The organism is Corynebacterium sp. HMSC06D04, from assembly GCF_001807315.1.
Taxonomy (GTDB): Bacteria; Actinomycetota; Actinomycetes; order Mycobacteriales; family Mycobacteriaceae; genus Corynebacterium; species Corynebacterium simulans.
Window position 1 is genome coordinate 1 of record NZ_KV788523.1, and the last position, 19987, is coordinate 19987.

Annotated in this window: 21 protein-coding genes and 1 pseudogene; 11 read left to right on the forward strand and 11 right to left on the reverse strand. The window is 59.6% G+C overall.

Going from position 1 to position 19987, the window contains the following annotated elements; all coding sequences use genetic code 11:
- Window positions 1-570, forward strand: a pseudogene (locus HMPREF3155_RS00245) (IS3 family transposase); the annotation flags it as partial.
- Here HMPREF3155_RS00245 and HMPREF3155_RS00250 read toward each other — a convergent pair.
- Window positions 571-1026: a hypothetical protein gene (locus tag HMPREF3155_RS00250; protein ID WP_049063229.1), complete on the reverse strand. Its 456-nt coding sequence runs from the start codon at window positions 1024-1026 to the stop codon at window positions 571-573.
- A gap of 221 nt (window positions 1027-1247) precedes the next feature.
- Here HMPREF3155_RS00250 and HMPREF3155_RS00255 point away from each other — a divergent pair, with 221 nt between their 5' ends.
- The 4 genes from HMPREF3155_RS00255 to otsB are packed head-to-tail and all read left to right on the forward strand — an operon-like array spanning window position 1248 to window position 4292.
- On the forward strand, window positions 1248-1595 hold the full coding sequence (locus HMPREF3155_RS00255; protein WP_061924617.1) for a hypothetical protein: 348 nt from the start codon (window positions 1248-1250) through the stop codon (window positions 1593-1595).
- Window positions 1596-1600: 5 nt separating this feature from the next.
- Window positions 1601-3031 carry an alpha,alpha-trehalose-phosphate synthase (UDP-forming) gene (locus HMPREF3155_RS00260; RefSeq protein ID WP_070432294.1) on the forward strand — a complete coding sequence of 477 codons (1431 nt, stop codon included), beginning with the start codon at window positions 1601-1603 and terminating at the stop codon, window positions 3029-3031.
- Window positions 3028-3525, forward strand: coding sequence for a metal ABC transporter substrate-binding protein (locus HMPREF3155_RS00265; RefSeq protein WP_235591083.1), 498 nt, complete (start codon window positions 3028-3030; stop codon window positions 3523-3525). The genes HMPREF3155_RS00260 and HMPREF3155_RS00265 overlap by 4 nt, the downstream gene beginning before the upstream one ends.
- A gap of 20 nt (window positions 3526-3545) precedes the next feature.
- On the forward strand, window positions 3546-4292 hold the full coding sequence (otsB, locus tag HMPREF3155_RS00270; protein WP_061924620.1) for a trehalose-phosphatase: 747 nt from the start codon (window positions 3546-3548) through the stop codon (window positions 4290-4292).
- A 115-nt stretch (window positions 4293-4407) separates the two neighbouring features.
- Here the strand turns inward: otsB and HMPREF3155_RS00275 are convergent, their stop codons facing one another.
- A complete protein-coding gene (locus HMPREF3155_RS00275) occupies window positions 4408-5517 on the reverse strand; it encodes a LacI family DNA-binding transcriptional regulator (RefSeq protein ID WP_070432295.1) in 1110 nt (369 codons plus the stop codon).
- A 118-nt stretch (window positions 5518-5635) separates the two neighbouring features.
- Here HMPREF3155_RS00275 and HMPREF3155_RS00280 point away from each other — a divergent pair, with 118 nt between their 5' ends.
- From HMPREF3155_RS00280 to HMPREF3155_RS00295, 4 genes are read left to right on the forward strand one after another with little or no spacing between them, the layout of a single operon-like run.
- Window positions 5636-6589, forward strand: coding sequence for a metal ABC transporter solute-binding protein, Zn/Mn family (locus HMPREF3155_RS00280; protein ID WP_070432296.1), 954 nt, complete (start codon window positions 5636-5638; stop codon window positions 6587-6589).
- Window positions 6589-7290, forward strand: coding sequence for a metal ABC transporter ATP-binding protein (locus tag HMPREF3155_RS00285; protein ID WP_070432297.1), 702 nt, complete (start codon window positions 6589-6591; stop codon window positions 7288-7290). Before HMPREF3155_RS00280 ends, HMPREF3155_RS00285 begins: the two co-directional genes overlap by 1 nt.
- On the forward strand, window positions 7268-8224 hold the full coding sequence (locus tag HMPREF3155_RS00290; protein ID WP_210385625.1) for a metal ABC transporter permease: 957 nt from the start codon (window positions 7268-7270) through the stop codon (window positions 8222-8224). The genes HMPREF3155_RS00285 and HMPREF3155_RS00290 overlap by 23 nt, the downstream gene beginning before the upstream one ends.
- 11 nt (window positions 8225-8235) lie before the next feature.
- The gene (locus tag HMPREF3155_RS00295) at window positions 8236-9036 is read left to right on the forward strand and encodes a CE1 family esterase (RefSeq protein ID WP_070432299.1); all 801 of its coding nucleotides are present in this window, start codon (window positions 8236-8238) and stop codon (window positions 9034-9036) included.
- A 60-nt stretch (window positions 9037-9096) separates the two neighbouring features.
- On the opposite strand, the gene HMPREF3155_RS00300 is transcribed toward HMPREF3155_RS00295, so the two are convergent.
- From HMPREF3155_RS00300 to HMPREF3155_RS00335, 8 genes are all read right to left on the reverse strand, one after another.
- Entirely contained in the window at window positions 9097-9693 is a 597-nt protein-coding gene (locus HMPREF3155_RS00300) for a helix-turn-helix domain-containing protein (RefSeq protein WP_141755992.1), read from the reverse strand.
- A gap of 23 nt (window positions 9694-9716) precedes the next feature.
- The gene (gene ccmA, locus HMPREF3155_RS00305; protein ID WP_061924635.1) at window positions 9717-10343 is read right to left on the reverse strand and encodes a heme ABC exporter ATP-binding protein CcmA; all 627 of its coding nucleotides are present in this window, start codon (window positions 10341-10343) and stop codon (window positions 9717-9719) included.
- Window positions 10344-10346: 3 nt separating this feature from the next.
- Window positions 10347-12332, reverse strand: coding sequence for a hypothetical protein (locus HMPREF3155_RS00310; RefSeq protein WP_070432300.1), 1986 nt, complete (start codon window positions 12330-12332; stop codon window positions 10347-10349).
- A 393-nt stretch (window positions 12333-12725) separates the two neighbouring features.
- Entirely contained in the window at window positions 12726-13673 is a 948-nt protein-coding gene (rlmB, locus tag HMPREF3155_RS00315; protein ID WP_061924644.1) for a 23S rRNA (guanosine(2251)-2'-O)-methyltransferase RlmB, read from the reverse strand.
- Window positions 13674-13682: 9 nt separating this feature from the next.
- Window positions 13683-15116 carry a cysteine--tRNA ligase gene (gene cysS / locus HMPREF3155_RS00320; protein ID WP_061924646.1) on the reverse strand — a complete coding sequence of 478 codons (1434 nt, stop codon included), beginning with the start codon at window positions 15114-15116 and terminating at the stop codon, window positions 13683-13685.
- A gap of 79 nt (window positions 15117-15195) precedes the next feature.
- Window positions 15196-15678 (reverse strand): 2-C-methyl-D-erythritol 2,4-cyclodiphosphate synthase, encoded by a 483-nt coding sequence (gene ispF, locus HMPREF3155_RS00325; RefSeq protein ID WP_061924649.1) that lies wholly within the window; start codon window positions 15676-15678, stop codon window positions 15196-15198.
- Window positions 15675-16364, reverse strand: coding sequence for a 2-C-methyl-D-erythritol 4-phosphate cytidylyltransferase (ispD, locus tag HMPREF3155_RS00330; RefSeq protein WP_061924652.1), 690 nt, complete (start codon window positions 16362-16364; stop codon window positions 15675-15677). Before ispD ends, ispF begins: the two co-directional genes overlap by 4 nt.
- Window positions 16336-16920, reverse strand: a complete 585-nt coding sequence (locus HMPREF3155_RS00335) for a CarD family transcriptional regulator (protein WP_061924655.1) — start codon at window positions 16918-16920, stop codon at window positions 16336-16338. The genes ispD and HMPREF3155_RS00335 overlap by 29 nt, the downstream gene beginning before the upstream one ends.
- Window positions 16921-17139: 219 nt before the next feature.
- Between HMPREF3155_RS00335 and HMPREF3155_RS00340 the strand changes: the two genes are divergently transcribed.
- Window positions 17140-17733 (forward strand): hypothetical protein, encoded by a 594-nt coding sequence (locus tag HMPREF3155_RS00340; RefSeq protein ID WP_061924658.1) that lies wholly within the window; start codon window positions 17140-17142, stop codon window positions 17731-17733.
- A 106-nt stretch (window positions 17734-17839) separates the two neighbouring features.
- Entirely contained in the window at window positions 17840-19216 is a 1377-nt protein-coding gene (radA, locus tag HMPREF3155_RS00345; protein ID WP_061924661.1) for a DNA repair protein RadA, read from the forward strand.
- Here radA and HMPREF3155_RS00350 read toward each other — a convergent pair.
- Window positions 19213-19950 (reverse strand): hypothetical protein, encoded by a 738-nt coding sequence (locus tag HMPREF3155_RS00350; RefSeq protein ID WP_082778653.1) that lies wholly within the window; start codon window positions 19948-19950, stop codon window positions 19213-19215. The genes radA and HMPREF3155_RS00350 overlap by 4 nt on opposite strands.
- Window positions 19951-19987: the final 37 nt, after the last annotated feature.

Genomic DNA, 19987 nt, shown 5'->3' on the forward strand with positions numbered 1-19987 from the left:
CCGGCGCAAGCCTGGTCACCGTGTCATGCCAGATCTAGTAGGCCGCAAGTTCACAGCTGGCGAGCCAAATCGTGTGTATGTCGGTGACATTACTTACCTGCCGTGTAGGGGAGGCAAAACATGTACCTTGCCACAGTCATTGACACCTATTCACGAAAACTTGCAGGTTATGCACTCGCAGACCACATGCGAGTGTCACTGGTCGTCGATGCAATAGCCCACGCGCACGGTGTGCGTGGCAGTCTTGACGGGGCTGTATTCCATTCCGATCACGGCAGCGTGTACACCTCACAAGCCTTTAGGAACTACTGCTCGTCGTTAGGTGTGCGCCAGTCCATGGGCGCGGTTGGAACGAGTGCCGATAACGCCCTAGCAGAATCCTTTAACGCCACCTTAAAGCGGGAAGTCTTGCGTGATAGGAAAGTCTTTGACAATCCCATTATCTGCCGGCAGGAAGTCTTCCGGTGGTGCATGCGCTACAACACGCGCAGGCGGCACTCCTGGTGCAATCTCGTAGCTCCTGATGTCTTTGAAGCCGAGACTTCGGCTATACTGACCACAGCAGCATAGCTAGCCCCCGATGTGTCCACTTTCCGGGGGTCGGGCCCCGCAGCGATCAACCACCTGGCCAGCCTGTTTATAGCTTTTTCCAGCGTCAACAAGTTTCAAAGCTTTAGCGATGCGATCCCGCTCGCGTTGTATGGCTCCACCGCGACTGGTATTAGCGAGTTCGATACCGTCTTGGGCAAGGTATCGGTAAGCAGTCTGTGGGAAACCAGTCTCTTTCAGTGCGCTATGCGCAGACTGGCCGCTTTCTACAAGAGCAACGACCTTTTGGTACTGATCTTTGAATTTATTCTCAGTCAGACTCCGCTGACGCTGACCACGGCTAAGGCCCTCAGCCTGACGCCACACCTTCGCCGTAGCCTTCGAGACCCCCAACTCCTTCAGGATCACCGACATCGGACGCGCATCATGCAGATACGCCTCCACGTACCGCTCACACAGCCTCTTATCACTTGACATCTACACAACCTCCTAGCTGTATAGATGCATTCACCACCTGAACTCGCCTTCCCTGCACGGCACCGATTTGGCAGTTAGGGCGAAATCCTCGCCGTGCCCGGCGCCATAACCCAGGCCCACAAAATAGATCTCTGCGCACATAGCCCCGAATCCGCACCGCACGGCCGCATGGCGTAGAATATGCGGTCTGAAAGCTTTCACAACTCGTTCAGGAGGACTTCGTGCCACCAAAGGTCACTGACACTCAGCCCGCTGCAGACCAGAACAATGCAGTCGAGGAGGAGACCGCCCGCGCTGCGCGCCGCATCGTCGCTACTTATGCTGAGGACTTCCTCGATGGCGTGACCTTGATGTCCATGCTCGGCGTCGAGCCAGATGGCTTGGTACACAAGAAGGTTCTTGCAGAGCAGGAAGATGCTGCGCCAAAGAAGGCTTCTAAGAAGTCCTCGAAGAAGACAACCAAGAAATCTTCGAAGAAGACCACCAAGAAGGCAACGAAGAAGTCGACCAAGAAGTCCACAAAGAAGACCGCCAAGAAGGCTTCTAAGAAGACCACGAAGAAGGCCTAAGAACAGTGTCTGGCCACGACAATTCCTTCGTGGTGGTGGCCAACCGCCTCCCCGTGGATCTGGAGATCCAACCGGACGGCACCCGCACCTGGAAGGCCTCGCCTGGCGGCTTGGTTACTGCTTTGTCGCCAGTGCTGGAGGCCGAGCAAGGCTGCTGGGTGGGCTGGCCAGGCATCACAAACGACGCCCCGGAACCCTTCCACACCGAAAACGGTGTGCTGCTGCACCCGGTCAAGCTGACCGACGTGGATTACGAGGGCTTCTACGAAGGCTTTTCCAACGCCACCCTGTGGCCGCTCTACCACGACCTCATCGTCACCCCGCAGTACAAGCGCGAGTGGTGGTACTCCTATCGCGAGGTCAACCTGCGCTTTGCCGAGGAAGTAGCCAAGGTCGCAGCGCCCAACGCCACGGTGTGGGTACAGGACTATCAGCTGCAGCTGCTGCCAGGCATTCTGCGCCAACTACGCCCCGATCTCACCATCGGCTTCTTCCTACACATTCCATTCCCCTCTGCGGATCTCTTCCTGCAACTGCCATGGCGCGAAGAGGTCGTCCGCGGGTTGATGGGCGCCGATGTCATCGGATTCCACCTCGAATCCAACGCCCGTAACTTCTTAGAGCTGGCCACTCGCCTCGGCTTAGAGGTCACGGGTGAGGTCAGCACCCGCGACATCACTGCCGGCATCAAGGTCGATGGCCGCACCGTTGGCGTGGGCGCGTTCCCGATCTCCATCAAGTCCTCCGACATGACGCGGTTCAGTAAGGCGGAGGACCGCGACGTCGCCAAGCTGCGTGCGGAATTCGGCGGCCACCACCGCGTCATCTTGGGCGTCGATAGGCTGGACTACACCAAGGGAATCCTGCAGCGTCTCAAAGCTTTCGAGGAGCTGCTGGAGTCGCAGGCGCTGGATCCGAGCGAGGTTACGCTGGTACAAATTGCCACGCCTTCGCGCGAGCGCATCGACCATTACCGCGTGACCCGCTCGCAGGTCGAGGAAGCCGTAGGCCGCATCAATGGGCGCTTCGGCCAGATTGGGCGGCCAGTGGTCCACTACGTGCACCGCGCAGTGGACAAGGACATGCTACGCAAGTACTACCGGCTTGCCGACGTCATGCTGGTCACCCCCTTCAAAGACGGCATGAACCTGGTGGCCAAGGAGTATGTGGCCTGCCACGACGACGGCCGCGGTGCATTGGTGCTCTCCGAGTTTGCCGGCGCCGCCGCGGAGCTCAAGCAGGCCAACCTATGCAATCCTTTCGACATAGAGTCCATCAAACGCGCCCTGCTCAGCGCATTGAAGGCGCTTGATGATTCACCCGACACCATGCGCCAGCACATGCTCGACCTGCACGCACAGGTGGTCCAACACGACGTGGATGTATGGTCGCGCGCCTTTTTGAGCGCCCTAGAGAAAGCAGCGAAGAACAAGTGAAGCGAGTAATTACAGCGGCACTTCTCGCCGCATCAATGACACTTAGCGCCTGCGGCTCCGAGGATTCAGGGCCGCAGCCACGCGGTGACGAGAGAATCGTGGGCAAGGACTGGCAAGTAGTGGCTATCTACACCAAGCCGGATGAGCCTTCTGCGATTCCGCAGACCGCTAAGGCGGTGCCACAAATGAGCTTCGGCGAATCCTCCATTGTGGGCTCTACTGGCTGTGCGCCGTTCCAAGCCAAGGTCTCCTACAGCGAGGCCGAGGATGCCGCCAATATCCGCGACGCGGACACCATGCACATCGATAAGGTGCGAATGGATACCCGTCCCGACGATTGCACCGGCTCGGCACTATGGGCGGATAATCTGCTACGCAATCTGCTGGCGGAAGACCATGATTTTGAGGTTCGGCTAAACCCGAATAATCAGCTGGTTCTGACTCTGGATACCGCCGAGGTGGACTCCCCCGCTATTCGCATGGTCTCGCTTTAGGGCTGTTTTAGGATGAGGGCATGATTGAAAAGCTCGCAGCAACCAAGCATCTGGCCGTAGTTTCTGACTTTGATGGCACCCTCGCCGGTTTTGCCAATGACATCTATGCGGTTCACGCCGAGCCGCGGTCGTTGGCTGCCCTGGAGCGTCTGGCGAAGCTGCCGGATACCACGGTAGCGGCGCTTTCTGGGCGCCACCTGGAAGGGCTAAAGCGCGTCTTCCCGCTGCGCGAGCCGGTTCTGTTGGGCGGCTCCCACGGCGCGGAGTCCTCGTGGCAGGACTCTTCCCTTTCGCCGGAAGCCCAGGCGCACTTGGACCGCAAGGAAGCAGAAATCCGTGAGCTGATGGAGCGCTTTCCTGGCGCGGAAATTGAGATTAAGCCTTTCCAGCGCGTGTTCCACCTGCGCCGCTTGGAGCTTACAGACCCAGAGCTAGCCGCCGAGGCCTACGCTGCTGGCCGCGCACTCGACCCAGCCGGTTTCCCCATGACTGCCGGCAAGTCTGTCATCGAGTTCTCCGCTACCCAGGCCACGAAGGGCTCATGGATTTCCGAGCTGCGCGAGCGCGTCGGCGCCACGGCCACGGTTTTCTTGGGCGACGACGTCACCGACGAAGACGGATTCGCGGTTTTGAATCAGCCACCAGACCTGGGCGTGAAGGTTGGCGAGGGCGAGACGCTAGCCGCACACCGCGTTCCGGATATTGCGGCTGTGTCTGATTTCTTGGAGGAGCTCGCTGCGGCCCGCGCGGTTCACCTCGGCGCTTAAGCGTGATGCGCGGTAAACGGGGCAAGCGCGGTAAACGGGACAAGCGCGGTACATTTTGCCAAACAAGGCGCTGATTTCGGCAAGTTTTGGCGCAATATTTGGCAAAGTGTGCCGACTAGAGCCGCCAATCCAATAAATGCTGCTCGCGCGGCGAGCCCACCGTGGTCCCCTCGTTGAAGCGGGTGGACAGCAGCTTATGGTCGTGTGCTGGGGCAGTCTCGGAAAGCGCGGCGTCGATATGCTCGGCCAACATGTGGCCTGCCGCCGCGCCTTTGGCTTTATTCGGCTGGACCACGGTAGTAAGCCCCGCCAGCAAGGCGGTGGTGATGCCGTCAAACCCCGTCACGGAGAGGTCTTTCGGTGCCGCGAGGCCAGCATCGCGCAAGACACCGAGCACGCCGAGCGCCATCGAGTCGGTGGTGCACAGCACGGCGGTCAGCTCAGGGCGCGCGGCAAGCAGCTCTTCCGCGGCAGCGCGCGCGGTGCTCGCATCGTTGATGTGGCGGGTGACAATGGGAATCTCGCCAATGCCTGCCTGTGCAAATACATCGAGAGCGCCCAGCACGCGGTCGCGTTGGACGTGCATGTCTGCGCGTTCGACCTGCTCCGGGCTTACGAAACCATCGATGCGCTCGTGGTGGAGGCGAATGCACAGGATGCCAATGCGGCGGTGGCCGGCCGCGAGCAACGCGCGGGCGGCGGGCTTGATTGCCTCGCGGTCATCGATGCCCACGAAGGGAAGGCCAGAGTCCTTGGGCTGATCGCAGACCACCAGCGGAAGACCACGCGTTCGCGCCGCTTCCACGGATTCGGACGAGACCGAGTAGATAACGAAGCCATCCACGGCGGCGCGGGTGAGGAGGGCGGCAGCGTCGTCGGAAGGGGCGTCGGGCCCTGCGGGAATCAGAGTTAGGGTGGTCGCGGCACCCGTGGATGCCTCTGCCATGCCGGCTAGAAAATCAACGGAGGCGGCGTCCTCGAAGGCGTAGGACAAGTGCTCGGTCAGGAGGACCCCCGTGGAGCCCGCGCGGCGAGTGCGCAGGCTGCGCGCGGTGGGGTCGGGGCCCGTGTAGCCGTGGGCTGCGGCCGCGGAGAGAATGCGCTCGCGCGTGGCTGGGGCCAGCTGGTCTGGGCGATTATATGCATTGGAAACGGTGGTACGCGAAACACCCAATTCAGCAGCCAGCGAGGCTAGCGTTTTCCGATTCTGGCTGCGTTTTACCATGCTGGCTACCCTACCCTGTTCACCTCTGCGTTTCGCGCTTCAGGCAAGCTCTTTAGCGAGCGGATTTTCAATACATTTCCATTTGACAACAATTTTCAACAAACGCAAACTAGAGGGCATGAGTTTTTCCCTTAAATCCCTGGCTGCGCCCGCCGCTCTCCTGTGTGCAGGCAGCCTCACCCTGGCCGGTTGCTCCAGCACCGATAGCGCCGACGAGGACACCATCAAGGTCGTCGCCTCCACCTCCATCTGGGCAGATGTGGCCCAGGAAGTCATCGACTCCGCACAGAGGCAAGACGTCAAGATTGAGGTCGAGCCAATCGTCAAGGGCAACGGCGTCGACCCGCACCACTTCGAGCCCACCGCGGCAGACATCGCTAAGGCCAACGAAGCCGACGTCCTCATCGTCGGCGGAGGCGGATACGATTCCTGGCTGTACCAGGCAGTAAAGAACCAGGACGAGATCATCCACGCCCTCCCTCTGACCGACCACGGCAAGCTCGACGAAGAGCCGGACGTCGTCACCGCGGCAGAGGCCAAGGTCATCGCCAAGAAGGAGCCCTCCAAGGTCACCAACATCGAGGGCAACGAGCACGTCTGGTACGACGCTGCCGCCATCGAGAAAGTGGCCACCGAGGTCGCCGACCTAGTCAATGAGGCCAACCCAGAGGCCAAGGCATCTGCAGACCCGCTGTTGGAGCGCGTCGAGGACATTAAGAAGCGTGTCGAGAAGCTGCCGAAGCTCAACTATGCGCAGACCGAGCCGATTGCGGACTACATCATGAAGTACACCCCTGCTTTGGACGTGACGCCGGAGGGCTTCCGCAAGGCCACCGTGTCTGAGGGCGAACCGACTGCCGCCGACCTCGCACGCTTCCTAGAGGCCATCAAGAAAGACAAGGTCGATCTGCTGATTTATAACCCACAGACCGAGACCGATATCTCCTCGCGCATCCACAAGGCAGCTGAGGAGCGCCACATCCCTATCGTGGAAATCGGCGAGACCCCACCAGAGGACACGAACTTCCTCGACTACTACGAGCAGGCCGTGGACCACATCGAGGCAGCTTAGTGCTGGTTCAATTTCATGAAGCGGCCGTGGAACCGCTGTGGTCGGGGCTCAACCTGGGCGTCGACAAGCGCGAATTCATCGCCGTCTTGGGGCCAAACGGCGTGGGCAAGTCCACCTTGCTGGGCACCATCCTGGGCACGCGCCAGCTCACCGGAGGGCGCGTGGACGTCAATTCGCGGGTTGGTTTCATTCCGCAGCAGCGCATGTTTCCGCAGGATCTTCCCATGCGCGCCCGGGATTTGGTCTCACTGTCGTTGGCACACGGGGCCATCGCTAAGCGACGCCCCTCCCGCGCCCGCGTCGACGAACTCCTCGCTGAGGTGGGTGCCACCGGCATCGCCGAGCGCCGCGTGGGGCAGCTTTCGGGCGGTCAGCAACAGCTCATCCGGCAGGCCCAGGCGCTGGCCAATGACCCGCAGCTCATCCTTGCCGACGAACCATTACTCTCGCTCGATCCTGCCCGCCAGCAAGCGACCGTGGAAAAGCTCGACCGCTGGCGCAAAGAACGCGGCACCTCCGTGTTGTTCGTGACGCACGGCATCAACCCGGTGCTAGGCGTGGTGGACAAGGTGCTCTACATCGCCCCGCATGGCCACATGTTTGGCGCTGTGGATGAGGTTATGCGCTCGGATGTCTTGTCTGAGCTGTATGGTTCCAAGGTCAACGTCATCGAGGTCGATGGGAGACTCATCGTTGTCTAATAAGTTTTTCGAAGACACCCAGTATCTGCTCGGCGTCGATTTCGTGCAGTCTTCTCTGTGGGCCTGCGCGCTGCTGGGCATCCTCTCTGGTGTGATGACCTCACTCATCGTGCTGCGCCAGATGTCCTTTTCAGTGCACGCGACGTCTGAGCTCGCCCTGATGGGCGCTTCGGCTGCCCTGCTTTTCGGATTTAACTTAGGCTTCGGTGCCATCGCGGGTGCCATCGTGGCCGCCATCATCCTGGCGGTGTTGGGGCTGAAAGGCCAGCAAGACAGCGCGATTGGCGTGGTGATGAGCTTTGGCCTTGGTCTATCGGTGCTGTTTTTGCATCTCTATCCGGGCAATTCCAATACGGCGATGACGCTGCTGACCGGCCAGATCGTGGGTGTTTCCGCAGCCTCGGTGTGGCTGCTGGCGCTGACTACCGTCATCATCGTGGGCGTCGTGTTGCTCTTCTGGCGCCCGCTGCTTTTCGCTTCCGCCGACCCGGTCATGGCGCAGGCAGCCGGCGTACCGGTGCGCACTATCTCCGTAGGCTTTGCCATTCTGGTGGGCCTTACCGCGGCGCAGTCGGTGCAGATTGTCGGTTCGCTGTTGGTCATGGCGCTGCTGATTACGCCAGGCGCAGCGGCGGTGCAGATCACCTCCTCGCCGGTGCGCGCGGTGCTGTGGTCCACGCTTTTCGCCGAGGTCGCCGCCGTGGGTGGCCTTATCCTCTCGCTAGCACCAGGCTTGCCGGTCTCGGTCTTCGTGACCACGATTTCTTTTGTCATTTACCTGGTTTGCCGTCTCATCGGCTGGCTGCGCAACCGCCGTGCCGTGCGCGACGACATCGCAGCAGCACGCGTTAAGAAGTCCCATTTTGAGGGCCGCAGCGATGCCGAACGCCACCACACCAGCACGCACGACGAAACCTGCGCTCACCCCGACTAAACTTTTGTTCCATGACCATCGTGGAATTTCAGGGATTCAAGCGTAAGTACACCGTCGTCGCGCCGGAAAATCCCGGTCCGAACCTGCTGCTTTTCCTCCACGGTTCGCTGCAAAATGGCAGCGTGATGCGGCGCTTTACAAACGGTACTTTCGACGAGCTCGCCGCCCGCACGGGCACGGTGGTTGTCTACCCCGACGGCGTGGATAGGCACTTCAACGACGCCCGCGCGGTGCTTCCGGTCAAGGCCCGTGAGCTTGGCATTGACGACGTCGCCTTTCTCCAACACGTCGCCGCCACCGTACAGGAGGAATACGGCACGCAGCGCACCTTCGCCTGCGGTTATTCCAACGGCGGGCAGATGGTAATTCGCCTGCTTTTCGATGCCCCGGGCTTCCTCGACGGTGCCTGCATCTTCGCCTCGACGATGGGCAGCGGCGCTAACCATGCGCCGTCTAACCCCGAGGGCTATACGCCCACCCCAATCCTCATGATGCACGGCACTGCGGACCCGTTAGCGCCTTATGAAGGCGGCCACGCTGGCCTCGCGAATAGCTCCCGCGGCGAGGTTACTTCCGCGTTGTGGACTGCGCAGCGCTTCGCCACGATGAACGGTTGCTCTAAGGCCAAGGTAACCCGCCCGTTTTCTGATGTGTCTTTGCATTCCTGGGAAGGTGACAACCCCGTCGAACTGTGGACCATGGAAGGCGTGGGCCACGTCATCCCCTCGGGCAACGAGCTCGACGCGCGCTTGGGCCCGAATACCGATAGCTTCATCGCGGCCCAGGTGGTGGAGGACTTCTTCGGCTTATAGCCCCGCGGCTCGCCTCCCCGCTACTTACCCAGCCCTGGGCATTTGCAACAGGATGGCAGCTCAACCCATAGCGGGTAAGGTTTTTATGGCTAACTGGACTCTGTTCTCTGCAGCAAAGATGTCGAGCAGCTGGGAAACTATTTTCTTGATCATCGGCACAGAAAGATGTGTTTCCTCCGCGATGCCATAATTTGAGTGCCCACATACAATTCCGTTTAAAATTCGAAGCTGAATTGCGGACAGTCGCTCGAGGTTTCGCTGCATATCTGGTTCAGGCATTGTCCCAACAGCTACGCCGTTTATTTCAAAGCAACAACTTATTTTAAGGCCCCCATGGCCGGAGCGAGCTTCCCGGGTAACGACGCAATATGCAGACGCGCCCAAATTGATTGCCGTTTGAAGCTTCTCACGCGAATGCTGTGAATAATCCACCAAGTAAATGAAATCGCTGCTCTTTAACTCTTGTATATCCCATACCCAGGTCGCCGAGTCTTTGCGCTCGCACAACACCAGCAATTGCTCCTGTGAGCCAGACAATGCATTCAGCAGCTCCCTTTGAGTGGACACACATTCAACCTGGGGCCAGAGGAAGTAACGTCTTAGCTCATCGAGTATCGATTGCTCATCGTCTCGGATGCCTGCAAGCAGACACGGCATATCCGAGTATTTCAATCGCCACACTAAAGCGTTACCTCGCAGTCTGCTTGGTCAGCTACATGCTTGGAATGCGTCGCGACGACGACAACGGCGCCTTGGTCAGCGAAAGCACGGAGGTGTTCAACAACCAGCTGAGCATTGTCCTCGTCAAGCGCACCGGTTGGCTCGTCCGCCAATACGATTTTGGGCTTAGAAATGAGGATCCTCGCCAAGGCTACTCGTTGTTGTTCGCCGCCCGACAAGCCGCTGACCACACGCTTTTCATAGCCTCGTAAACCGACCTGCGCCAAAGCGCTGTCTAGCGCCTCATCGAAAGCACGGCGCGAAACGTTACTGGCTGCGAGCTTCACGTTGTCGACAACGGTGAGGTCAGGAACCAAGCCGTAATCTTGAAAAAGATACCCAACGCATTCGCGTCGATACTTGCGCAGTCGACCTGCCGATAGCGATGCAATGTTGTTTCCATCCCACATGATTGAGCCTTTGTCCGGCGAGATCAGACCGCCCAAGAGGTTCAACAGGGTGGTTTTCCCACTTCCGGAGACGCCGGTTAATGCAGTCACCCGGCCAGCCGCAAAAGACCGCGTAAGGCCGGAAAGAATCATTTTTCCCTTCACACTGTAGTGAAGGTCTTCAACCTGAATTTCCATATCCTAATTTCCCTCGCTGTCTGCCCAGCGCATTTGATTTCGCGCACTAATCCACCAGGTCAAACCGATTGAAATACACATCCACACGATCGAAAATGCGACGACAGCAAGAACGGTTGCCGTGGACCACCTGTTTTCAAACCCCATCGACCACGTTGATGGATAGTGCGATTCCAGTTGTTCCTTATGCTCGCGCAAACGATACAAAACCCAGCCAATGGTGGTAACGAAAAAGAATAGCTCGGCCAGCAGAATCTTCCTGCACATCTTCCACGGGCTGCGCCCACAAATGAAGGAAACATAGAGCTCTCGCCGGAACGCCACCTGGAAACTGAAAAGCCCCGCGACGATTAAAAAGGAAACCAGTAATATCGCTACGACCGTATTTAACGACCAAAGGCTGAATTGATCTCTCGCTTCCTCAAGGGACGATCGCCAGGAATCAGCATGCGGTTGTGCCGTGGCAAGCACCTTGCCCACCGTCCCATCTTTCAGCTCACCAACGACAGTTGGCTCGATGGCAAGGAGGACTTTCTGCGAGGCTTTCGCGAGTAAATTCCGGTCACCGATAGCTTCAAGCCCCACTGGTAACGAGACCACAATGGGGTCAGTAATTACTGGCCGCAGCTCAACGTCATAGGAAAAGACCTGCCCAAGCGAACAACCCTCTTTCCAGTTAAAATCTGGAACTTTCTTCTTCGCGAGTTCGGCTTCAAATGCAACGGAGTCAATAATCGTCTGTTTGGATTCTTCACTGAGGGCAACGGGAGCACAAACGGTTACGTCTTCTTCAGAAGGGGCAACACCAGCTTGAACGGCGAAACGATGGTTGCTGAGAATAACCGGGGCTTCCAGTTGAGTCGGCCAGGTAAGCCAAAAAGGATCCGCTAAGAGTAGCTTTCCTTCGCGGTCCGCCTGACGCAAGGGCGCTGCAGCTGCAGCCTGTTCTTTTTCATCCGGAGTGATATTCGAGCTCAGGGCAAACTCTTGCTCATTGGCATGCTCGCTCCAATACGGTTGCAATTCCTCTCGCGCGGACACCTCAGCACCGGTATCAACCATCTGCGAAAGTGCCGTCAGGCTTGTCAAGAGTGCCAATAGCCGGACAGCATACAGAGCGTAGGTAATTGGACGCGCCCGAACCTTGCCTTTGATGGCCTGCGGGATCGAAATATTTCGAACCAATAACTGCCCGAACACATAGCCCAGCGCCAAACCGCCCCATTCGAGCAACACAGAAACGCCGAAAAAGGCCCAAAACAACGTCGCTTCTGCCCAGTCGTTGTAAAGATACAACGCCGCCGCAATAAAAATGATCGCAAGAAAAAATGGTAGCCATGTTTGCTTGGCAAGCCGCGTTACATCAAGTCTTAGCGTCTGCGATAGCTTTAGCCCCAAAAGTCTGTGAATGCCGATTTCGCGAGCCCGCACTAGGCAGTGCCCGCCACCCAACACGAGCGCGAGTAGAAACGCAGCCGCGACCAACAAAGGCAGCGACGAAGTCATGACGATGCTCCAAGTCAAGTTCTGGAGCCCTGTCACGGAATACCCGCGCTCCTCCAACCATGTCGTTAGGTCTCGAGCGTCATTTTCCGATCCTTTAATGTAAAAAACTTGGCGCGGTTCCTTAGTCGGAATTTCCGACAATGGATACCAAACAAGCTTTTCGCCCCTCTGAAACTTTTGAGACTCAAAGTTAGCTGCACCTGAAGGCAGAGCCGAGGAGTAGATTCGCACCTCACCATCCGAATCAGCTAGCGAGGCGTAATAAATCGATACGTCAAATCCTGAGTCCCGCGCAAATTCAGAAAGCTCAGGAAACAGTGTTTCTGTGTGACTGTCAGGTTTGAAGTCTTCGATCTGGACAAACTCGTTGCCAAGCCGGTAATCCAGAGTCGATAAGAGGCTGGCTCCGACAAAGGCAATGAATGCGCTAATAACCGTAGAGAGCAAAATCCCTACGGTTAGTAGTCTGACTGAAGTTTTCATCGAGCCTTAGCAGTGCCGGTAGTAGGACTTATTTCCAGAGGACTTCTTGGGAGCTGTTGCCTGCTTAGACATGCTCACTTTCATAAGCATTCCTTTCTTGAGAAGAATCTGAACTTATAGCGCGCGCTACTAAAAGATATACGCTGCCCCTAAACCGCGTTCAAGTGTCAAAAGTTACCTTTCGCAGATTCATCAACTCCGCGCAAATACCCAGGCCTCAATCCGCAGCTCTCTGGTGGATTGCAGGGCGTCGGCAAGCGCGTGAAAATGCGAGCAGGAGGTCTGGGTTTCCAGCCCTGGGCATTTGCAACCAGGACGGCGGTAGCTGCCCAGCAGACGCATTGGAGGCAAGCAAAAAGGCGCCGCACAACGCGACGCCTTCCAAATTACGTGTTACTTCGCAGCGCGACGCTGCCGAGCAAACTCCGAAAGCACTGCACCCGCAGCAACGGATGCGTTTAAGGACTCAACCCAACCGGTCATCGGGATGGACATGATGACATCGCAGTTCTCGCGGACCAAGCGGGAGATGCCCTTTCCCTCAGAGCCGATGACGATGACCACGGGATCCTTGCCACCCGTGTAGGTGTCGAGCGTGTGCTCGCCGCCGGCGTCTAGGCCAACGACCTGGTAGCCGGCTTTCTGGAATTCCTGCACGGTGCGGGTCACGTTGGTCACGCGCGCGACGGGCAAGCGTGCTGCGGTACCCGCGGAAGTACGCCACGCCACTGCAGTCACCGACGCGGAGCGACGCTCCGGAATGATGACGCCGTGGCCGCCGAACGCCGCAACGGAGCGGATAACCGCGCCCAAGTTACGCGGGTCGGTGATGTTATCCAGAATGACAAACATGCCCGGCTCGCCAGCGTCCTTCGCGCGGTCCATCAGGTCATGGAAGTCCGCGTACTTATAAGGCGGAATCTGCAGGCCAATGCCCTGGTGCAAACCGTTGCCGGTCATGCGATCCATCTCGTGACGCTGAATCTCAAGGATAGGAATGTTGCGGGAATTCGCAATGGCCACGGCCTCCGACAGGCGCGCATCGTTGCGGGTACCCTGCACGATGTACAGCGAGGTAGCAGGCACCTTCGCGTGCAGACACTCGACAACCGGGTTACGGCCGACGACCATCTCCGCCGTCTCCTTCTGGTGGCGGCCCGAGTTGCGGCGCTCGCGCTCCAGCTTGGCCTTGTGCTTCGCGTGGTAGACGCGATCCTCTGCCTTAGGCGTTGGACCCTTGCCCTCAAGGCCCTTCTTTACCTGGCCACCACTGCCCTTAGTGGCGCCCTTCTTGTTTGTCTTGCGGATGCCCGCGCCGCCGCGGCCGTGCGTACGTGCCATGAATTCTCCTTAGGCCAGCGACCAGGTGGGGCCGTCGGCAGTGTCAGTGATGGTGATGCCAGCTGCGGCGAGGCGGTCGCGGACGGCGTCCGCAGTGGCCCAGTCCTTCTCCGCGCGGGCTTGAGTGCGGCGCTCCAGTTCTGCTTGGACGAGTGCGTCCAGCGCTGTATCCGCAGTGCTTGTCGACGCCCCATCTTTCCACTGTTCAGCCAAAGGATCAAAGCCCAGCACCGCGGCCATGGCACGAACAGACTCAGCGATTCGTCGTGCCTGAGCCTCATCGCCAGCGCCCAGGGCCTTATTGCCTGCGCGCACATTGGTGTGAATCTCGGCCAGTGCCTTCGGAACGGCGATGTCGTCGTTCATGGCGTCCTCGAAGGCCGGGGTCCAGTCTCCTACGACGAGGTCGTCGAACTTGTTCACGAAGTCCTCGATGCGGCGGTAGCCGGCAGCGGCCTCGGTCAAGGCTGCCTCGGAGTATTCCAGCACGGAGCGGTAGTGCGCGGAGCCCAGGTAGTAGCGCAGCTCGACCGGGCGGACGAGCTCCAGCATGTTGGGAACCGACAAGACATTGCCCAAGGACTTGGACATCTTCTCGCCGGCCATGGTCACCCAGTGGTTGTGCATCCAGTAATTGGCAAACTTATCGCCGGCGGCATGGGACTGCGCGACCTCGTTCTCGTGGTGCGGGAACTGCAGGTCGAGACCACCGCAGTGAATGTCGAACTCGCCGCCCAAGTAGTAGGTGGACATAGCCGAGCACTCCAAATGCCAGCCGGGGCGTCCACGGCCCCACGGGGTAGGCCAAGAAGGCTCGCCGGGTTTGGCGGCCTTCCACAGCGCGAAGTCCTGCGGCCCGCGCTTTCCGCGCTTGAGAGCCTCTGGGTCTTCGCCCTGCTCCATCTCCTCGACCCGGTTGCCGGACAGGGAGCCGTAGTCAGATCCCTCGGCCGCGACCCAGGCTTGGACGTCGAAGTAGACGGAACCTGCTCCGTCTGCCCCCGCGGTATCGTCAGATACCGCGTAGGCAAAGCCGGCGTCGATAAGCCGCTGCATGTAGTCCACCATCTGGGTAACGAATCCCGTGGCGCGTGGCTCTACCGATGGCGGCAGGACGCCCAGGGTGTTGTAGGCCTTGGTGAACTCGCGCTCGTAGGTGGAAACCCACTCCCACCAGGGGCGGCCATTATCGGCGGCCTTGGTGAGAATCTTGTCATCGATGTCGGTGACGTTGCGCACGAAGGCGACGTCCAGGCCCTGCGCCATGAGCCAGCGGCGCAGAATATCAAAGGCTACGCCGGAGCGCAGGTGGCCGATGTGCGGCTGTGCCTGCGGGGTGGCACCACACAAGTAAATCGAGGCGTGGCCCTCTTTAACGGGCACGAAATCGCGTTGGCTACGGGTGGCGGTGTCATAAATGCGTAGGTTACTCACCCTGACCATTCTAGGCTATGGGCGCTTGGCTGTTTGCGGTTGCTTTAAGTCACGGCGATGCGCCTTCCACGCGCGCCTTTCCCGGGAATTACTGTTTCCAGACCACCGCCGTCGCCACCGCGGCGCGGCCTTCGGAGCGGCCGGTGAATCCCAGGTGGTCGGTGGTGGTAGCGGAGACGGAAACGGGAGCGCCTAAAATCTCACTGAGCACGCGCTCGGCCTCTTCGCGGCGCGGGCCCATCTTCGGGGTTTGTCCCACCAGCTGAGCTGCGGCGTTACCAATCACGAAGCCATTTTCTTCAAGCAGTTCACGGCACTCGCGCAGCAGGCGCTCGCCCGAAACGTTGTCGTATTCTTTGCGCCCAACACCCACGAACGAGCCCAAGTCACCGAGGTTGGAGGCGGACAAGAGGGCGTCGACAAGCGCGTGGCTAACCACGTCGCCGTCGGAGTGGCCCTCGCAGCCATCGACGTCGTCGAAAAGCAGCCCAGCAATCCAGCAGGGCTTGCCTTCCTCAATCTGGTGGGCGTCGGTGGCAATGCCTACGCGCGGGATGATGGGCTGGGTCATGAGAGCTCCTTGTTTAAAATCGCCGTGGCCAGCGTGAGATCGATGGGCGTGGTGATTTTGAAAGCTAGTGGGTCGCCCTCAACGGTGGTGACGGGGACGCCGAACCATTCCATCAGGCTGGCATCGTCAGTGGCCACGAATTCTTGCTGGCCTGAGAAGTAGGCTTCGTTCGCTTCGCGCAGCTTAGCCACGCGGAAGCCCTGCGGGGTTTGGACCGCGCGCAGCTTTGAACGGTCCGGGGTGGATACGACGCGGTGCTCGTCGACGACCTTGATGGTGTCCGCGACCGGCAACACCGGGATAACCGCGGGGGCGCTGCGCACGGCCTCGGCAACGCGCGCGATCATCTCGGGCGGGGTTAGCGCGCGGGCGGCGTCGTGAATGAGGACGATGGCATCGTCGGGGATGTGCTGGAGACCAGCCCATACGGAGTCGGCGCGCTCGCCGCCGCCGTGGACCAAGTGAGCGCCGGGCAGCAGGGCGCGTGCGTGCTCCTCCATCTCGGGGCTGACGGTGACGATCAATTCGTCACAGACCTCCCCCATGGCCGCCGCAGAACGCTCCAGCAAAGTGCGGCCTTCCAGCTCAACATAAGCCTTCGGCAATTCGGCGCCCAAGCGGGTGCCCATGCCTGCGGCCGCGATGAGGCCGTAGACCTTAGTCTTCGTCGTCGAAGGAGAGGTCATCGAGATCGATGTCGTTGTCGATATCGGTGGTGATGGACTTGTCCTCCACGATGCCGGCAGCGCGGTGGCGCTCGATGGTGGCATCGATTTCTTCCATCATGGTGTCGGCCTTCTTTTCATCGACCGGGGAAGCCAGCGCGAGCTCGCCCACGAGAATCTGGCGAGCCTTGGTAAGCATGCGCTTCTCACCAGCGGACAGGCCGCGATCCTGGTCACGGCGCCACAGGTCACGAACTACTTCCGCGACCTTGTTGATGTCACCAGAGGCTAGGCGCTCCTGGTTTGCCTTGTAACGGCGGGACCAGTTGCCGGCCTCTTCCACGTCGAGCTCACGCAAAACGGAGAAGACGCGCTCGAGGCCTTCCTTGCCCACGACGTCACGCACACCAACGGTCTCGGCGTTCTTCGAAGGCACTCGAACCACAAGGTCAGACTGGTTGATCTGGAGGACGAGGAACTCCAGGGTCTCGCCGCCCATCTCACGCTGCTCAATGTCAGTAATCCTGGCAGCACCGTGGTGCGGGTAGACGACGACCTCTCCGACCTTAAATTCCATTCCCACTCCTTGTTTAATGTTCGTGCCTCGCGCGGCACGCATACAGGGCAACCAGTTTAGCACGTAGAGCTTTTGCGCTTGTCGACGCCCATGGTCTACCCCCGTATTACCCCGCCACCTACCCAACGGGTTTAGAGGAAACTGTGTACTTGGGGCGGAAAGGTACTAGGCTAAAGCGTTGATAAGCTTTGTGATCGCAATCTATGGAGGACCCTCAAAGTGCAGCCCTTGAAGACCGCCGCTCGTCGCGGTGCCATCATTTCCGTAACCGCCCTGTCTGCGCTGGCTCTGGCTTCCTGCTCGGCAGGCCACATCACTCAAACTTCCCAGAAGGTTGCGGCTGTCGATGGTTCCTCCGCTGCTACCGAGGACGGCGCTGTCGCAGTCCGCGACGTCACAATCCAGGTTGAGCCGGATTCCGGTGAGACTTCCCTGAAGTTCGTTGCCGTCAACCAGGGCTACGACGTTTCTGACGTCACCCTGGAGTCCGTTTCCGTCGATGGCCAGGACGTAGAGTTGGGCTCCACGAAGCCGATGGCCCGTGACCAGTCCATCATCGCTGATTCCGCCAAGAACCTGGAAGAGCTGAAGAAGGACAAGAAGAACAAGAACGTTCAGTACGTCGAGACCTCCCTCGAGAATGAGGACTTTGGCTACGCCGGCTCCCGCCCGGTTACCTTCACCTTCAACAACGGCACCATCGAGGTGGACGCAGCTGTTGCCGCTTCCCCGCTGAAGTCCGGTGAATACAACCGCGACGTTGAGTCCACCGAGGGCTTTACCACCGAATCCCCTGAGGCATCTCACCACTAAGCCTCCGGGTGAAATAAGCCTTTTAATTAACCCTTCGACCCCGCACTTCTAAGTGCGGGGTTTCTCGTTGGCGCTCGTGTCCGACGGGTGTTTTAGAGTTACTGGCATGGCTAAGAAATCTCGTCCAATCCACACCTGTTCCGAGTGTGGCTACGTCTCTCCGAAGTGGCTAGGCCGCTGCCCAGATTGCGGCTCGTGGGGAACGCTGCAGGAATCCGCCCCGGCTGCTTCTGAGGGCACGGCTGCCTCGGCTGCGGTGACCGGGCAGATGGTCAAGGGTCTAACGCCTTCCAGCCCGGCGCAGCCCATCACCAAGATTGGAGCGAGTGCTACTAAAACCATCAACACGGGTATCGGCGAGTTAAACCGAGTTTTGGGCAAAGGCATCGTTCCAGGCTCGGTTGTGCTCATGGCCGGCGAGCCCGGCGTTGGTAAGTCAACGTTGCTGCTGGAGGTGGCTTCAAGGTGGGCGCAGCTCGAACGCACGGCGCTATATGTCACCGCAGAGGAGTCAGCGGGCCAGGTAAGGGCGCGTGCCGAGCGCACTGACGCGCTCCACGAGACCCTCTACCTAGCCGCCGAGTCTAACTTGGACGTAGTCTTCGGCCACGTTGAACAACTCAAGCCCAGCCTTATCATCGTGGACTCTGTACAGACCATGCATGCGGCAGGCGTCGAGGGCGTAGCGGGCGGCGTGGCCCAGTCACGCGCGGTCACTGCAGCGCTAACCACCCTGGCAAAGTCCACCGGCATTCCGGTGCTGCTTGTGGGTCACGTGACCAAGGACGGCAACGTTGCAGGTCCCCGCGTACTCGAGCACTTGGTTGACGTGGTGTTGAACTTCGAGGGTGACAGGCAGTCCAGCCTACGCATGCTGCGCGGCATCAAGAACCGCTTCGGCGCCACCGATGAAGTGGGATGTTTCGAGCAGACTTCCGGCGGCATTCGCGAGGTAGCAGATCCTTCTGGGCTCTTCCTCTCCCACCGCGGGAGCACGCCGGATGGCTCCGCGGTCACCGTTGCCATGGACGGTGTACGCCCCATGCTCGCGGAGGTTCAGGCGCTCACCGTGGATCCAGTGGCAAAGAACCCGCGCCGCGTGGTCACGGGATTGGACTCCAACCGCGTGCCCATGGTGCTGGCGGTTCTGCAGGCACGCGCAGGAGAGCGCACTAATGACAAAGACGCCTACGTCGCCACCGTGGGCGGCGTGCGCATCCAGGAGACCGCCACGGATCTTGCCGTAGCGCTTGCCACCTGGTCCTCTTTGCATGAAAAGCCGCTACCGCCCAAGACGGTGGTCATCGGTGAGGTGGGCCTGGCTGGCGAGCTGCGCCGCGTGCCCAACCTGGATCGCCGCTTGAGCGAGGCCGCGCGCTTGGGCTATGAAAACGCAATCGTCCCGGCGGGCAAGGTGGATGCCGCCGGGATACGGGTGCTGCAAGCTGGAACTTTGGGCGAGGCCATCGCCCTTTTGCGCTAGCTATCGAGGTTGAAGGTTTCTGCCTTCGAGGCGTGGTTACCAATAACTGCGTGCATGAAGTAGCCACCCACCGGGGCCGGTGCACGGTCATTGCACTGGTTTGGCTGGGACATTTTACGGGACCAATCAGCCTGGAAGGTGCGCTGCTTGCCTGGCTCGAAGGTGACCTCACCAGTATCCACCGGCGGGAAGCAGTCAGTATCAGCCCACTTCTTCTCATTGGTGGAAAGGTCATAGACCTCAAAGCGCAGGATGTCCTTATCTAGGTCAATCACGCAATCAGCGGCGGTAGGGTTCTTGACTTCCATGAAGAAGGTTGGGTACTCGCCCTCACTGTAGCTAGGTTGGCTGACAGTACCTACGATCTCCAAGTCCTCCAAGGCGCAGGTATTCTTAGCCGGCTCCGCGCCCGCGCTAGGCGCCGGATAAGGCGAAGACTCGCTTGGGTTTGCAGCGCTGCTGTCGGCGCTGCTTTCCGCACTGCTCGGCGCGGCGCTTACGCTGCTCGATGCCGCATCACTAGTTGGGGCAGCGCTCGTCTTGCTGGTCTCCGGCACAGCCTCCGAGCCGCGGGCGCTGGTAGCAGCGGTAGGCACCGATTCATCGGAGCCGCCGAACATGCTGGTCGCTGCCCAGATGAGCAGCCCGACGAGCACCAAAAGTCCAATCAGCGCAGCAACGCGGCGGCGCATGTAGATCTCTTGGGGCAGGGGTTTGCGTCGGTTATCAGTCACGCTTCCGATTTTAAAGGGTGACACAGACAAACTTGCA